The following is a 14,128-nucleotide window of genomic DNA, read 5'->3' as shown; positions in this document are numbered from 1 at the left end:
GATCTTGATCGATGTACGCTGTACGTCGTCCACGCTGATCCAAAAGACCGAACTCCCCAAGTTGTTTGTATTTCCGCATCCACTTTTTTACTCGATCCTTATCCTGGATTTCTAAATGCTCAGTGATCTGTCTGTATGTCCACTTCTCCTCTACATGCAATCGTATTGCCTCCATTTTCAACGACAAAGGATAATGCTTGAACTTTTGACCTTTGATAGCCATAAAAAATTCACCCCTTAAAGTAACATCGGTTTTCCCAAGGGGTTTTTCCAATGTCTACTTTAAGGGGTGCACTCTATCTCGCCGAAAGGCTTTTCCCTTAAATGCCGTTATCGCTTTTGCACGCGCAGGACAGGAATCTTCTTTAGCTCGTAAGTTCCCTCCAGGATGCCGTCGTGAATCACGTTCAGCTTGAGCAGACTGGCGATTTTTCCGGCGTCCGCCCGGGACATCAGCCGCCACAGCGATGGATCGGGCAGAGCGTTGTAAACCCGCTCATCGTAGTACTCCCGCCGCTCCTGATAGTGGATGGTCAGCTTGTACGCCCCTGCTTCGGCGCCTCCGCTATCCGCATATTCTGCCAACAGTTTCTGCCTCAGGTCGTTCAGCTCTTCCTCGATTTTCTTTTGTGCCTCTTTCAGCTCGTAATAGCGAGCCAACTGCTGTTCCATGCAGGGCCCCTCCTCGATTACGGTTTTTCCTCTGGATGTATATGAATCGGGTGGGACAGGTAGAACTCACGTCCTGGGAGGCAGCAGCATAATTTTAGAAAATTACGAAAACAATTTTGTTCATTTGCAATGAAGCGACACATGCAATAGGTGGCGACAAGGATTATGCCAGTATCTTGCTTCTTCCGTGCGACACCCCGCATACAAACGAAAACGAGCGGGATTGCTCCCGCCCGTTCTTACTTTGCCTCGTCGAGCGGGGGTACCCCCAGCTCTTCCAACTTGGCGTATATATCTTTCAGTTTCGGATTTCCCTCACCGACAATTTCCCCGGAAATTACGACAAGCGGATACCACAAATCTTCTTCCACAATCCGTTTGGCCCAGCTTTTGTCATCTTCTGTCTCGGGTTGTTGAAAGTCCTTGTAGACGATTCGGACGCTGTCGTTTCCGTATTTGCGTGAGATAGCCGCCTGCAGCCATTCGGCCGTCTCCTTGGCCGACGGCAGGTTGACACAGCTCGCACACAACTGCTCGGTACCGTAGACCTTGATTTCCACGCTCATCTGCCATGCCCCCCTGCTGATCTTTCCTGTGTCTTTAGGAAAGAGCTTGTTCCAGGTCGTCAATCAAATCCTGTACGTCTTCAATCCCTACTGAAATGCGGATCAAACCGTCCGTGATGCCCAATTGCGCCCGCCGCTCGGCCGGAATGGAGGCGTGGGTCATGCGGGCCGGGACGCTGATCAGGCTTTCCACCGCCCCCAGCGATTCCGCCAGCGTAAAGTATTTCACCTTGGCGAGCACTTCGTCTGCTCGTTCGGCACTTCCGACGTCAAAGGAGATCATGCCGCCGAAGCCGCGCGCCTGCTTTTTCGCCAGCTCGTGGTTGGGATGGCTTGGCAGGCCGGGGTAGATGACGCGTTTGATGTCGTTCCGCTCGGCCAGCCAGTTGGCCAGTGTCCGCGCGTTTTGCTCGTGCTCTTCCATGCGTACGCCCAGCGTCTTCATCCCGCGCAGCAGCAGCCAGGAATCCTGCGGCCCGAGGATGCCGCCGATCGCGTTTTGCAGGAAGTGCAGCTCTTCGCCCACCTTGGCGTCTTTGGCCACGACCAGGCCGGCCACCACGTCACTGTGTCCGCCCAGGTACTTGGTGGCGCTGTGGTAGACGATGTCGGCGCCCAGTTCAAGCGGATTTTGCCAGTACGGGGTCATGAACGTGTTGTCCACCAGCAGCAGGATGTTGTTCGCTTTGGCGATCGCCGACAGAGCGGCAATGTCGCTTACTTTTAACAGCGGGTTGGTCGGTGTTTCCATGATGATCGCCTTGGTTTCCGGGCGAATGGCCGCTTCCACTGCAGCCGTATTGCTCGTATCCACGTAGGTGGCATCCAGTCCCAGGCGGGAAAAGACGCGGGTAATCACCCGGTACGTGCCGCCGTATACGTCGTCGCCCACCACCAGATGATCTCCTTTGGAGAACAGGGAGAGTACCGTGGACAGAGCGGCCATGCCGGAGCCAAATGCCAGGCCGCGCGCCCCGCCTTCCAGCTCCGCGATGTAGGTTTCCAGCGCGTGGCGAGTCGGGTTGCCCGTGCGGGAGTACTCATAGCCCTTGTGCTTGCCGACTGCTTCCTGCTTGTATGTGCTGACTTGATAAATCGGAACGGAAACGGCTCCCGTATGGGGATCTCCCTCAATTCCTCCGTGGATCAGGCGTGTTTTGATCCGCATCTTATACTCCTCCTTGGTAGATTTTTTTGCTCAGATAACGCTCGCTGCCGTCGGCAAACAAGGTGACGATGTTGGTTCCCGGCTTGGCTTCCCGCGCTTCCCGCAGTGCAGCCGCCATCGCCGCACCCGCCGAACTGCCCACCAGCAGTCCCTCTTTGGCGGCCAACTGTTTGACCATCTCAAAAGCGTCCACATCCAGGATGGTGTGGATGGCGTCAAAGTAGCTCGTGTCCATAAACGGCGGCAAAAACTCCATCCCGATTCCTTCCGTCTTGTGCGGACCGGGTTCGCCGCCATTCAAAATGGAGCCTTCCGGTTCGACAATGACGGTTTTGATGGACGGCTTTTGTTCTTTCAGGTAGCGGGCTACCCCCATGAAGGTGCCGCCAGAGCCGGCCCCCGCCACAAACACGTCCACTTTCCCATCCATTTGTTTCCAGATTTCCGGTCCCGTCGTTTTGTAATGAGCTGCCGGGTTGGCCGGATTGGCAAACTGTTGGGGTACGAATGCGCCGGGAATGGATGCCGCCAGTTCCTGTGCTTTGGCGATCGCTCCTTTCATGCCCAGTTCGGTCGGCGTATTCACCACTTCCGCACCCAGTGCGCGCATCAGTTCCTGCTTTTCTTCGGAAAACTTGGCCGGCACGCAGAAGATTACGCGATAGCCGGTACCGATCGCTGCCAGCGCCAGCCCGATTCCCGTGTTGCCGGCCGTCGGCTCGATAATCGTACCGCCCGGCTTCAGCTGCCCACTCTCTTCGGCGGCGCGGATCAGTTCCAGTCCCAAGCGGTCCTTGACGCTGCCGCCCGGGTTGAAATACTCCAGTTTCGCAAACAGTCGAACGCCTTCCGGCAGATCAAACTGTGTCAGTTCGACAATCGGCGTGTTGCCGATCAGTTCCTTCACGTTACGGTATACGTTCACGACACCGACCCCTTATCTTCTTGTTCCTTTTCGCTCCTCTATTATAACATGAGGCCAAGCGAAAAAGTCCATGCGGCACGCCGCCCGGGTTCACGATCCGCGGCAAAGTGCCACTTCGGGCGCATCGGTCATGGATTTATCGGCTCCAGGGGAGTATAATAGAGGGAGGTTGGAAAGGAGTGAAATTCCCATGGACATGTTCGATCAAGTACAGGAAGTCCTTGACAAACTGCGTCCGTACCTGCAGCGCGACGGCGGCGACGTACAGCTCGTCGACGTAGAGGACGGCGTTGTGAAACTGCGCCTGATGGGTGCATGCGGAAGCTGCCCTTCTTCCACGATCACGCTGAAGGCAGGGATCGAGCGCGCACTGCTGGAAGAAGTGCCGGGAATCAAAGAAGTACAACAAGTATTCTAATCGAGCAAAAGCCCTTACCGGTTTTACGGCCGGCAAGGGCTTTTTACTTTTTCAGCAGCAGCGCCTTGCGGAAAAAAGCGGTCACTCGCTTTATGTACTCGTCCGGCATCATGGCGAAGCTGCGCACATGGCCCGCCTGCGGCACCAGCCAAAGCGCGGAATCCGGGTGAGCGGCGAGCTTCCGAAGCTGTTTGCTATTGCTGCACGGCACGGTTTCATCGCCGGTGCCGTGAATGAACAGGATCGGCTTGTTGGCCCGCTTCACTGCCATGTACGGCCTGACCTCCGACGGATTGGCCCGGAGCATGATTGGACTGAGCGTCAGAATCAACCAGTTGAACGGTACCCGTGGCAACCCTGTCCAGTGCGGCAGGTTTTCCTGCAAATACTCGCGCAGCGAATAAAACGGCGAGTCGGCCACCACGGCCTGCACACGCTCGTCTGTGCAGCCGACCAGAAGCGAAGTGGCTGCCCCCATGGAAAACCCGATCAGACCGATCTTTTGCCCGGGACGCCTTTGTTCCACGTAATCGATCGCCCCCCGCAGGTCCTGCTGCTCGCGAAGACCGATCGTCGTCAGGGCAGGAGTTGACTCTCCCGCATTGCGAAAGTCAAACATCAGCACGTCGTATCCGGCAGCCAGCAGCCGGGCGGCCAAAGCCAGGGCAGGCAGATGCGGTTCCAGCCGGTTTTGCCCGTAACCGTGGGCAAAGACGAGCGTGCAGCCGTTGCTGTCGTGTCCATTGGCTTCCGCCGCGATGTACCAGCCACTCAACGTGATGCCGTCCTCCCGGCTGGGAAAGGTGACAGATTCCACATGGCCGATGCCGAAGCGGGACGGCTCCATGTCCACCGGCTTGCGGGGCGGGTGCGTCAATTTCCAGGCTACGTACAGCGACACGGCGGCCGTGCATGCCGCTGCCAGCACCAGACCGGTCACCGTCGCAATCATCCAGTTCATACGGGGGTTACAGGCTCCTCTCCGCTCAGCACGGCGGCGATGTTGGCCGCAGCCAGCCGAGCCATTTCCAGCCGCGTCTGATATGTTGCGCTGCCAATATGCGGCAGGGCCACGACGTTGGGCAGCGACAAAAGCGGGTTGTCCAGCGGCACGGGCTCCTGCTGGAACACGTCCAGACCGGCTGCCCAGATTTGTTTGTCGACGAGAGCCCGGTAGAGTGCCGCCTCGTCCACCGTGCCGCCACGCGACACGTTGACAAACACTGCGGTCGGTTTCATCAGGGAGAACTCCCGCTCGCCCATCAGATTCCGCGTCTCCTCCGTCAGCGGCGTCAGCAGCACGACGTAGTCCGATTCCCGGAGCAGTTCGTCAAATGGCGCATACTGCGCACCTGTCGTTCGCTCCGCATCCGGACGGCGGCTGCGGTTGTGATAGAGAATCCGCATGCCAAAACCCGCCGCCCGCCGGGCTACTGCCTGTCCGATGCGGCCCATGCCGACGATGCCGAGCGTCGCTCCGTAGATGTTTTGCCCGACCATCAGGTGCGGGTTCCAGGATGTCCACCCGCCGGCCAACAAAAAGCGGTTGGCCTCCACCAGCCGTCGGCCCGCCGCCATCAGCAGGGCAAAGGCCAAATCGGCGGTCGCCTCCGTCAACACGTCCGGCGTGTTGGTCACGATGACGCCATGTCGTTTGGCCGCCGCCACGTCGATATTGTCGTAGCCGACGGCCATGTTGGCGACGATCCGCAGCCGTTTTGCCCGCATCAGCAGTTCCTCGTCAATCCGTTCCGTCAGCATGGTCAAGAGAGCGCTGGCTTCTTCCGCCTTTTGCAGCAGCACGTCTCGGGGGATGGGACGATCCTCCGCCCACACTTCCACGTCCGCCACCGCCTCCAGCATGGCAATGGCTTCATTCGCCACTTGCCTCGTCACGTACACCATCGGTTTTGTCATCAGCAGGCCTCCACAACCAGTCAATGTGCGGAACCGGCGCCCCGTATCGCTGCGCAATCGTCTGCGGGTAGCGGCGAAGCGCCTCTTCCATGTTAATCAGTTCTTCCTCCAAAAGTTCTTTCCACGCCGCGGCGTCCACTTCCTGCCTATCTTCCCACGGCAATGACCGATACGTCTCCACCAGTTTGAGAAAACGCCCGGGGTACAGCATCAGGCCGTAGACCACGGCGTATTCGGATTCCAACAGCGGGCAGACGCTGTTGTACCCGTCCAGGAAATGAGTCACGACGTCTTCCTGCCAGCCGTTTCGCCGCACGGACGCCTTGATCCACTGGCCGATGTCGCGCGCCCGCATATCGAGCACCCAGTTCCATTCGCCGCAGACATAGCGAACGTAGTCTTCATTCCACAGGATATACCCCTCATCAAAATTTTGGTAGGCTACTTTGCCGCAGTGGGCTGTTTCCTTCACCACGCTGTCGTAACCGGCATGGTACAGGTACTGCACCGCCGTCTCCCCCAACTGATTCACATAGGTGTAACTGGTCAAAAGATACTCGTCAAACGGGAAGATCTCACCGTCCGCTTCCTCCATGTCCTCCCGGTACCCGTTGTACTCGCGCAGTTTTTTCCGCCACATGACGGGCCAACGCCCAAGCGTGGAGGATGACGAAAACAGCTTGTCGCTCTTGAACGAACGGGTCGCCTGATGAAACTGGGCAAGCGCCTGCCCTGCGGCAAACGCCGGATCGTCCGGAACCCCTTCCCGCACACCACGGTACAGGTAGAAAATCTGATCGTCGCTGATGACGTACGGGTATCCCTCTTTCGACTTGACCAGCGTAAGCATGTTCACTTCCTGCTGCTGCGCCAGTTGTTTTTTCACCCGCTCGATAAACCTGCTTTTGTATTTGAATCCCGCCGGCGCGGTATACAGGTAAAACAGCCCCTGATCCGTCTCCAGCACGGTTCCCGCCCCTGCTGATCGGCAGCCGTGCAGGGAAAATCCGTACGCTTCTTCCAGCAAGGCTTTGTACTCCATGAGAACAACCTCCCCACACACCTTCTCATGGAGCATGGTATGTAACGCAGGCGGGATAGGTGCCTATCTCGTTGCAGATACTACCGACGTGCACATGCCCTCACACCTGCCTGACCGGCACGCGCCGCAGGCAGATTCCCAAAAAGCGGTGGCGAGAGGAGGACAGCGGTGAACGGCAACAATCCGCTCAACAGCTACACGTGTTACGACGCCGTCGTCTCGCTGCTGGAACAGCGCGGCGTCCACATCGACCACATTGCCGAGATTGTCATGTTTCTGCAAAAAGACTACATTTCCAACCTCTCCATGGACACGTGCCGCGAAAGCGTGCAAGCCGTACTGAAAAAGCGGGAAGTACAGAACGCCCTTTTCACCGGCATTCAGCTCGACATGCTGGCCGAAGAAAAGAAACTAATCCCTCCGCTTCAGGAGATTATCGCCTCGGATGAACCGCTCTATGGCGTGGACGAGGTGCTGGCGTTTGCCGTCGTGAACCTGTACGGCAGCATCGGATTCACCAACTACGGGTACGTGGACAAGCTCAAGTACGGCAAGCTAAAGGATCTAAACGACAAACGCTTTGGCGTCCACACTTTTCTGGACGATCTGGTCGGAGCCATAGCTGCGGCGGCGTCCAGCCGCATCGCTCACCGCCAGAAACAAGCGGAGGAAAACTGCCTACCCCCCGATTCTTCCGAGCCAATCGGCTAGATCGGATGCGATGTGCGTGGGACGGCAGGGATGCGTCTCCACGTCCTCCCGCGTGGAATAACCGGTCAAGACCAGCAGGCTGTCCATGCCCGAGCAGTTACCCGCGGCAATGTCGGTATCCAGGTTGTCCCCGACGATCAGCGTCTCCCCGGCGCTCGTGCCCAACCGCGTCAGCGCGTAGTCAACGATGATGCGCTCCGGTTTGCCGACGACTACCGGCTTGACTCCGGACGCCGTGGAGACAGCTGCCACCAATGAACCATTGCCGGGAAACAAGCCTTGTTCGGTCGGCAGAGCGGCATCGGCGTTGGTGGCGATCAGGTTGGCTCCTTGCCGGATCGCCCGGGCAGCTGTCGTCAATTTGGCGTAATCAAACGAACGGTCAATCCCCACCACCACGTACCGGGGACGCTCCTCGCTGATTGTAAAGCCGCTGGCTTTCAGCTGCGCAATCAGTCCCTCTTCGCCGATCACATACACCGGCGTGCCTGCCGGGGCCAGCTCCTTGAGATAGTGGGCGGTCGCCATTGCAGAGGTATAGACCTCTTCCGGCTCCGCGTCGATGCCCAGCCCGGTCAAGCGCGCCGCCACCTGCTCCGGCGAAGCGGACGAATTGTTGGTCAGATACAGGTACGGAATCCCCTGTTTGCGCAAATGCTGGACAAACCGGGCAGCGCCCGGAATGGCCTCCCTGCCGCGATAAATGGTTCCGTCCAAATCCAGCAAATACCCCTTGTACTGCTTCATGCTGCCTCATCCTTTCCCCGTTCACAACAAAATCCACCCGGCGACGAGTGGATTTACGCACGTTGTCATTCTGTTAGGCTTGCTTCGCTTCCTTGATCTCAAACACGCATTTTTCTCCGCCCTTGGCCATGCAGGTAGTCTGTACCACGTCGGCTTTCAGCACACGGCGGAACAGGGAGAGCTCACAGTTGCACGCCTGGTTGAATTCGCGCGCCACTTGGGAGATGGGACAGTTGTACTCGCGGATGCGGTAGCAGCCGTTTTGTTCGTCCTTTTCCCACTCTACCATATAGCCCTTTTCGTTTTGCAGTTCGGCCAGCTTGGCGACACGCTCTTCCAGGGACTCCTGCTGGATCTGCTTGCGGTATGCTTCTTCCAGACGGTTTTCCCGGCGGCGGAACAGCATTTCCACCTTTCCGATTCCGTCCATTGCTTCCAAATCGCGCAAAAAGTCGAGCGTCAGATGAGAGTAGTTGCGCGGAAACAGCTCATCTGCCTCCTGCGACAGCGAATAGACATTGGTCGGGCGTCCCATCGCTTGGCGTACCAGCGTCGATTTGATCAGATTGTCCCGCTCCAGCGTATTCAGATGACGCCGCACAGCCATCTCCGTGATCCCCAGCTGGACTGCCATGTCGCTGACGGACAGCGAGCCTTTTACTTTGAGCATGTTGAGGATCTGGTCGCGGGTGGAAGTTCCTTCGTTAGCCATCGTAATCACCGCCCTTTCTCTCTATTGTATCGAATCGGGCCTCTTTAGTAAACAAAAGAAAGTGTTTTGTATAAAAAATCCGCGTTTCTCGCCTTAAAACAGTTCGTTTTGAAGATACGTACGCACAGCCGGCTCAAACTGGCGCAGCGTCGGCAGGCTGTCCTGCACCAGCGCCACCATTTCCGCCGCCGGCACGCTGGTATACTGGTTGACCAGATGACGGCGGAACTCCACCACGTCTGTCAGCACCCGCGCCTGCTCGTCGCTGATGACCCGCTCATCCCGCAAAATTTCCACAATGTCGGTATAGCTGCCGGGATCGCGCATGATAAAGCCGTCAATCAGTGCGTTGCCCACGTCGATCACCGCCTCAATGGACAGATGCAGCGCCCTCTCCATCGCCGCCTCAGCCACTTCGTCGGCGAGAACGTCATTCACTCCCCGGGCCGCCAGCTTGTCCAGCAGGTCGAGCATCCGGGACATGTGTGTCAACACTTCGTCGATCTTTTTCGTATTTACGTCGTACATGGGAGATCTCCTTTATCACTTTCGCTTTTTCGCTGCCCATTTTGCATACAATACGGTAATGACAAACGTCAGCACCAATACCAGAAGAACCAATTCCCCTTGCCGCAGATAGGAATCGTTCATCACCTTCACCTCTTTTCATCATCAGTATACCAAAATTGTCTGCACTGTCACGAATCCCCCTCTCAATTGTGTTACAATGAGGGGTGAGTTTTTGGCGGGACAAAGGGAGGATACAACACAGTGGAACGCGAACTGGCACTGGAAGTGGTGCGTGTAACGGAAATGGCAGCGCTGGCCTCTTCCCACTGGTTGGGGCGCGGCAGGAAAAACGAGGCCGACGACGCGGCGACGAGCGCCATGCGCGCCATGTTTGAGACGATCAACATGCGCGGAACGGTTGTGATCGGCGAGGGCGAGCTGGACGAGGCGCCGATGCTTTACATTGGCGAAAAACTGGGGCATCCGGACGCGACCGGTCCGGAGGTGGACGTGGCCGTCGATCCGTTGGAAGGTACCACGATTGTCGCAAAAGGACACAACAACGCGATGTCGGTCGTGGCCATCGGCGACAAGGGGACGCTGCTGCACGCCCCTGACATGTACATGAGCAAAATGGCGGTGGGCAGGCGGGCCGCCGGCAAGATCAGCCTGGACGACCCGGTGGAAAAGATGATCGAAGTGGTGGCGGAAGCCAACAACAAGCGCGTTCAGGACGTCACCGTGATCATTCAGGAACGGGAGCGCCATCAGGCAATCATTGATGCTGTCCGGGAAAAAGGAGCGCGCGTCAAACTGTTCGGCGACGGCGACGTGGGCGCAGCCATCGCGGCCTGCATGCCGCATACGGGGATCGACTTGTTCCTCGGCACAGGCGGCGCACCGGAAGGCGTGATCAGCGCGGCGGCGATCAAATGCCTCGGCGGCGACATGCAGGCCAGGCTCCGGCCGCAAAACGAAGCGGAACGGCAGCGCTGCATCCGAATGGGGCTGGCTGATCCGGAGCAGCTGCTGACCCTGAACGATCTCGTCAAAGGAGACGACGCGATCTTTGCCGCTACCGGCGTTTCGGACGGAGAACTGCTGCAGGGCGTCCGCTACCTTGGGGACGACATGGTCGAGACCCACTCGATCGTGATGCGTGCCAAGACCAAAACGATCCGCTTTATCCGCGCGCTGCACAATCTCACCCACAAGCCCAATCTCGTGTGGAAGTAAGGGGGAAGAAAATGGCCAACGACCTGTTTTTCCTGTACGACGAGACCGAGGAGACCAAGACCCGGTTCGTCAGCTTTATGGGCGAAGCGACGCGCTTTGATCTGGCAATTACGACCACCAACCGCTTTTACGGCAAAAAACTGGTGATCAACATTCAGAACGGCCGCTCCGCCATCATCGGCGACGACGATCTGAAAGAGGAAGGCTACCTCGAGTACGCCTTCAACCTGAACGAAAAGGAAGCGGAAGAACTGCGCTCGTTTTTGCACACCGTCATTCCCTGATCCGGGACATGACAGACAAGGGACGGCCTGACCAACAGGCGCGTCCCTTTTTCACTGCGTGCACCTTGTCCTTTAACCGATCCGGTACACCCGCCCATTTCCCTCTGGACAACGCGCCACCCGGGCAGACGTCTCGTATACTGCAACATCAAAACAGACAATATGAGAGGAGTGCCACATCGCGCGATGCAACCGTATCCTTCTGCTCAATCAGTCAATTTTCCGTACGAGTCACGCAGCCAAGTACACCACAGGGAAGATCTCGCCGCTCCGGTGTTCTGGCGGCGGCGGAGACGGCATCCCCATTTTGATGTCATCATTCCCTTTGTCTTCCCGTTCGGCGGCTTCTACCCGTATTATTATCCCTTCTACCCGCCGTATCCTTACCCATTCTACCCGTTTTATCCGTTTTAGGCTGCCGAACGGTACCTACAGCGTGACGCCATGCCGCAGAGCCAAAGGCATCGATCCGCGCTCAACGGACGGTGCCTTGTTCCGTTTTTACGTGGCAGCTGTCGCCTGGCTGGCCGTCAAGAGAGCGAGCGGAAACCAATTCACAGGACACCACTGACTACATACTGACAGCCCGATCCATTGGATTCGGGCTGTTTTTACGATCAACTGTCAATGGTTTTTTACGATTCACGTTTTGGCGGGGTGGGACCTGCGGTGATCTTGTCCCGTTCGCGGTTGGCTCGCGGCGCATGTTGGCGGCGTTCTTTTCCGCTGTCGCGTCCGCCTTTTTCCCCCTTGGCCAACTTGCTCTTGTTGTCTCCCCGCTCATGGCGGCCGCTGCGCTCACCGGACGAGCCGCTCCGCTCGGTTCGCTCCTGTCTGCCGTGGCGCGGGTGAAAACGGCGGCGTTCCTTTCGTTCGATATACAGGGATGGTTCGTCCCTGTCCGATTCCTTGCGCTGTTCGGTATCCGTCCCCTCTGCTCCGTCTGCTGCTTCCTGCCCATGCTGGTCTGGCGAGGCCGGTTTTACCTTTTTCAGCACAAAATAGGGACAGCCAAAGTTGCAAAATTCGTGCAGGTACTCATCCAACGCGGCGATTCGCTGCTCGAACGGCACTTTGCGGTTGCTGTTGTCGTAAAACCCGCGCAGGCGCAACTGGCCGTAACCCCAATCCCCAACGATGTAATCGTACTTGTCGAGAATGTCACTGTAGCGTTCCTTGAACGCTTCCGGGTTCCACCCGTCGCGATTTTCCTCCATGACCTCGTACGTACCGGCTGGCGTGCGAATCAAGACCGCTTCCTCCTTACACTTTGCATACTACGTCCATCTTAACACATTTTTCGCAGAGGGAGTTAAATTTCCCACGAAAACTCCCCATCCGCGGGGGACACCCTAGCTGTAGGGGGTGGAACCATTGAAAAAAACATGGCTGTTTCCTGTTCTCGCAGGTCTTGCTTTGGTCGCGTCCGCTTGTACGCCAAATGCCGCTCCGAATGACCGTCATCCGGGCACAACGGTTCAACAAGCCGTTCCGCGCATGCATATGGACGGTATCGGCATGCGGAACAACGACGGCATAGGCGCCCGTCCTTTCGACGTTCTCGGTACGCGTCCCTTTGACGGCATGGGTATGCGCGACTACGATCTGGGCGTGAGAAACACACCGTACGGCACTGACTACATGAACAACAACTACAACGCGTACACCAGCGGCGCCCGCTCGTACAATGCCTTTACGGACGACGGACGGCGCCCGTTTGACGGTGTAGGCACTCCGTCGATTTATCGTGACCGCAGCCGCGTAGGCACGATGGCGACGACCATGCCGCGAATGGGCTTTGCCCAAATCGACCGGAAGCACGTCCGTACGGCCGGAGTGAATAATGTCTATGTCGACCGGGAGGCGCTGGCCCGCGCCGTGGGCAACGTGACTGCCAGCTGCCCGGGCGTGAACCGCTCCACCGTTCTCGTCACAGACGAGGAGATTTTCGTCGGCCTCAACACCCAGGGCGGGGACAACCGCGTGACCAAGGAACAGGCACGCATGGGCGCTCAGTCGATTGCACCTCGCTACTACAAGGTGTATGTGACCGACAACGCAAACGACATCGCCGAAATCGCCCGCATCGCCAGCCGCGCAAACAACGTCACGATGGGACGACACGCCGATGAACAGCGCAGCGTGGATGCCCTGATCAAGCGACTGGGCGGCAAGGTGGACGGCGAAGAAATGAAGACCAAAGGCTCCAAAATGACCACAACCACCCGCTAACGGCAACAAACCCCTATGACTGCCATAGGGGTTTGCTTTTTTGTCTACTTTGCCTGTGCGATCGATTCCTTGGCGGCGTTTGCCTGTTCGTGGGCGTGGTACGAGCTGCGCACCAGCGGACCTGCCTCCACGTGGCTGAAACCGCGCTTCATGCCTTCTTCCCTGAGGCGGGCAAACTCGTCGGGGTGGTAGTACTTTTCTACGGGCAGGTGTTTTTTGGTCGGCTGCAGGTACTGGCCGATGGTCATGATATTGACATCGACCGCACGCAGATCGTCCATGGTTTCCAAAATCTCCTCGAACGTTTCACCTACCCCGATCATCAGGCTGGACTTGGTCGGGATGTCCGGCTGGAATTCCTTGGACTTTTTCAGCAGTTCCAGCGTCCGGTCGTACTTGGCGCGGGCCCGCACCCGGTCGGAGAGGCGGCGCACCGCTTCGATGTTGTGGTTAAGCACGTCAGGACGGGCATCCATGACCACTTTGAGCGCATCCCAGTTGCCCATGAAGTCGGGAATCAGCACCTCCACGGAGGCGAGCGGCAGACGGCGGCGTATCGCCTTGATCGTCTCTGCGAAGATCAGCGCCCCGCCGTCCGCCAGGTCATCGCGGGCAACCGAGGTGACGACGACGTGTTTCAGCCCCATCTGTTCCGCCGCTTCCGCCACGCGTTCCGGCTCGGCTCGGTCCAGTTCAGTCGGCAGACCGGTCTTCACGGCGCAAAAACGACAGGCCCGGGTACATATATCACCCAAAATCATGAAGGTGGCCGTACGATTGGCCCAGCACTCATGAATGTTGGGACACTTTGCTTCCTCGCATACGGTATGCAGCGTCTTGCTGCGCATGGTCTGCTTCAGTTCCTTGAAGTTGGCCAGTTCTTTTCCTGATACAAGGTTGATCTTGAGCCACTCCGGTTTGCGTAGCGTCATTGGGCTCACTCCTCATTGGACTTGGTCACCCTCCATTATAGAGGAATGCCTTTGGG

19 protein-coding genes are annotated in these 14,128 nt (G+C 57.7%); 5 read left to right on the top strand and 14 right to left on the bottom strand.

The features are described 5' to 3' along the window. The 5 genes from ETC00_RS15210 to cysK form a co-directional block, all read right to left on the bottom strand. A partial coding sequence (locus ETC00_RS15210; protein WP_171566927.1) for a helix-turn-helix domain-containing protein occupies window positions 1-223 on the bottom strand: 223 nt, incomplete at its 3' end. Window positions 224-330: 107 nt separating this feature from the next. After that, the gene (locus ETC00_RS15205; protein ID WP_171566926.1) at window positions 331-672 is read right to left on the bottom strand and encodes a hypothetical protein; all 342 of its coding nucleotides are present in this window, start codon (window positions 670-672) and stop codon (window positions 331-333) included. 239 nt (window positions 673-911) lie between these two features. Then, window positions 912-1,238, bottom strand: coding sequence for a YuzD family protein (locus ETC00_RS15200; protein WP_171566925.1), 327 nt, complete (start codon window positions 1,236-1,238; stop codon window positions 912-914). Between the two features lie 34 nt (window positions 1,239-1,272). After that, window positions 1,273-2,406 carry a bifunctional cystathionine gamma-lyase/homocysteine desulfhydrase gene (locus ETC00_RS15195; protein ID WP_171566924.1) on the bottom strand — a complete coding sequence of 378 codons (1,134 nt, stop codon included), beginning with the start codon at window positions 2,404-2,406 and terminating at the stop codon, window positions 1,273-1,275. 1 nt (window position 2,407) lies between these two features. Beyond that, a complete protein-coding gene (gene cysK / locus ETC00_RS15190; RefSeq protein WP_171566923.1) occupies window positions 2,408-3,331 on the bottom strand; it encodes a cysteine synthase A in 924 nt (307 codons plus the stop codon). A 190-nt stretch (window positions 3,332-3,521) separates the two neighbouring features. Here cysK and ETC00_RS15185 point away from each other — a divergent pair, with 190 nt between their 5' ends. Then, a complete protein-coding gene (locus tag ETC00_RS15185; RefSeq protein ID WP_029098389.1) occupies window positions 3,522-3,749 on the top strand; it encodes a NifU family protein in 228 nt (75 codons plus the stop codon). A 43-nt stretch (window positions 3,750-3,792) separates the two neighbouring features. Here the strand turns inward: ETC00_RS15185 and ETC00_RS15180 are convergent, their stop codons facing one another. Genes ETC00_RS15180 through ETC00_RS15170 form a run of 3 tightly spaced genes read right to left on the bottom strand, consistent with a single transcriptional unit; the run spans window position 3,793 to window position 6,708 of the window. Next, window positions 3,793-4,710 carry an alpha/beta hydrolase gene (locus tag ETC00_RS15180; RefSeq protein ID WP_171566922.1) on the bottom strand — a complete coding sequence of 306 codons (918 nt, stop codon included), beginning with the start codon at window positions 4,708-4,710 and terminating at the stop codon, window positions 3,793-3,795. Next, on the bottom strand, window positions 4,707-5,666 hold the full coding sequence (locus ETC00_RS15175) for a 2-hydroxyacid dehydrogenase (RefSeq protein WP_171566921.1): 960 nt from the start codon (window positions 5,664-5,666) through the stop codon (window positions 4,707-4,709). Before ETC00_RS15175 ends, ETC00_RS15180 begins: the two co-directional genes overlap by 4 nt. Beyond that, a complete protein-coding gene (locus ETC00_RS15170; protein WP_171566920.1) occupies window positions 5,623-6,708 on the bottom strand; it encodes a hypothetical protein in 1,086 nt (361 codons plus the stop codon). The genes ETC00_RS15175 and ETC00_RS15170 overlap by 44 nt, the downstream gene beginning before the upstream one ends. Before the next feature lie 168 nt (window positions 6,709-6,876). Between ETC00_RS15170 and ETC00_RS15165 the strand changes: the two genes are divergently transcribed. Continuing rightward, window positions 6,877-7,419 carry a phosphatidylglycerophosphatase A family protein gene (locus tag ETC00_RS15165; RefSeq protein ID WP_171566919.1) on the top strand — a complete coding sequence of 181 codons (543 nt, stop codon included), beginning with the start codon at window positions 6,877-6,879 and terminating at the stop codon, window positions 7,417-7,419. On the opposite strand, the gene ETC00_RS15160 is transcribed toward ETC00_RS15165, so the two are convergent. The 4 genes from ETC00_RS15160 to ETC00_RS15145 all read right to left on the bottom strand — a co-directional run bounded on the left by ETC00_RS15160 (window position 7,387) and on the right by ETC00_RS15145 (window position 9,529). Beyond that, window positions 7,387-8,166, bottom strand: coding sequence for a TIGR01457 family HAD-type hydrolase (locus ETC00_RS15160; RefSeq protein ID WP_171566918.1), 780 nt, complete (start codon window positions 8,164-8,166; stop codon window positions 7,387-7,389). The genes ETC00_RS15165 and ETC00_RS15160 overlap by 33 nt on opposite strands. Window positions 8,167-8,239: 73 nt before the next feature. After that, window positions 8,240-8,878 carry a helix-turn-helix transcriptional regulator gene (locus ETC00_RS15155; RefSeq protein WP_171566917.1) on the bottom strand — a complete coding sequence of 213 codons (639 nt, stop codon included), beginning with the start codon at window positions 8,876-8,878 and terminating at the stop codon, window positions 8,240-8,242. Between the two features lie 93 nt (window positions 8,879-8,971). Further along, the gene (gene hepT, locus ETC00_RS15150; RefSeq protein WP_171566916.1) at window positions 8,972-9,406 is read right to left on the bottom strand and encodes a type VII toxin-antitoxin system HepT family RNase toxin; all 435 of its coding nucleotides are present in this window, start codon (window positions 9,404-9,406) and stop codon (window positions 8,972-8,974) included. Between the two features lie 15 nt (window positions 9,407-9,421). Continuing rightward, a complete protein-coding gene (locus tag ETC00_RS15145; protein ID WP_171566915.1) occupies window positions 9,422-9,529 on the bottom strand; it encodes an amino acid ABC transporter permease in 108 nt (35 codons plus the stop codon). A gap of 120 nt (window positions 9,530-9,649) precedes the next feature. On the opposite strand from ETC00_RS15145, the gene glpX reads away from it, so the two are divergent. Continuing rightward, window positions 9,650-10,624: a class II fructose-bisphosphatase gene (gene glpX / locus ETC00_RS15140; protein WP_171566914.1), complete on the top strand. Its 975-nt coding sequence runs from the start codon at window positions 9,650-9,652 to the stop codon at window positions 10,622-10,624. A gap of 11 nt (window positions 10,625-10,635) precedes the next feature. Then, the gene (locus tag ETC00_RS15135; protein WP_171566913.1) at window positions 10,636-10,908 is read left to right on the top strand and encodes a DUF3055 domain-containing protein; all 273 of its coding nucleotides are present in this window, start codon (window positions 10,636-10,638) and stop codon (window positions 10,906-10,908) included. Window positions 10,909-11,543: 635 nt separating this feature from the next. Here ETC00_RS15135 and ETC00_RS15130 read toward each other — a convergent pair. Continuing rightward, complete coding sequence (locus ETC00_RS15130) at window positions 11,544-12,158, bottom strand: YutD family protein (protein WP_249178895.1); 615 nt, start codon at window positions 12,156-12,158, stop codon at window positions 11,544-11,546. Between the two features lie 115 nt (window positions 12,159-12,273). On the opposite strand from ETC00_RS15130, the gene ETC00_RS15125 reads away from it, so the two are divergent. Further along, window positions 12,274-13,140: a YhcN/YlaJ family sporulation lipoprotein gene (locus tag ETC00_RS15125; RefSeq protein ID WP_349290951.1), complete on the top strand. Its 867-nt coding sequence runs from the start codon at window positions 12,274-12,276 to the stop codon at window positions 13,138-13,140. Window positions 13,141-13,184: 44 nt separating this feature from the next. Here ETC00_RS15125 and lipA read toward each other — a convergent pair whose 3' ends face one another. After that, window positions 13,185-14,072, bottom strand: coding sequence for a lipoyl synthase (lipA, locus tag ETC00_RS15120; RefSeq protein ID WP_171566911.1), 888 nt, complete (start codon window positions 14,070-14,072; stop codon window positions 13,185-13,187). Window positions 14,073-14,128: the final 56 nt, after the last annotated feature.

The sequence above is a fragment of the Brevibacillus sp. MCWH genome (genome assembly GCF_013096935.1).
In the GTDB taxonomy this organism is placed as follows: domain Bacteria; phylum Bacillota; class Bacilli; order Brevibacillales; family Brevibacillaceae; genus Brevibacillus; species Brevibacillus aydinogluensis.
Note: the sequence above shows the minus strand (reverse complement) of the source record. Positions and strands in the feature narration are given on the sequence as shown.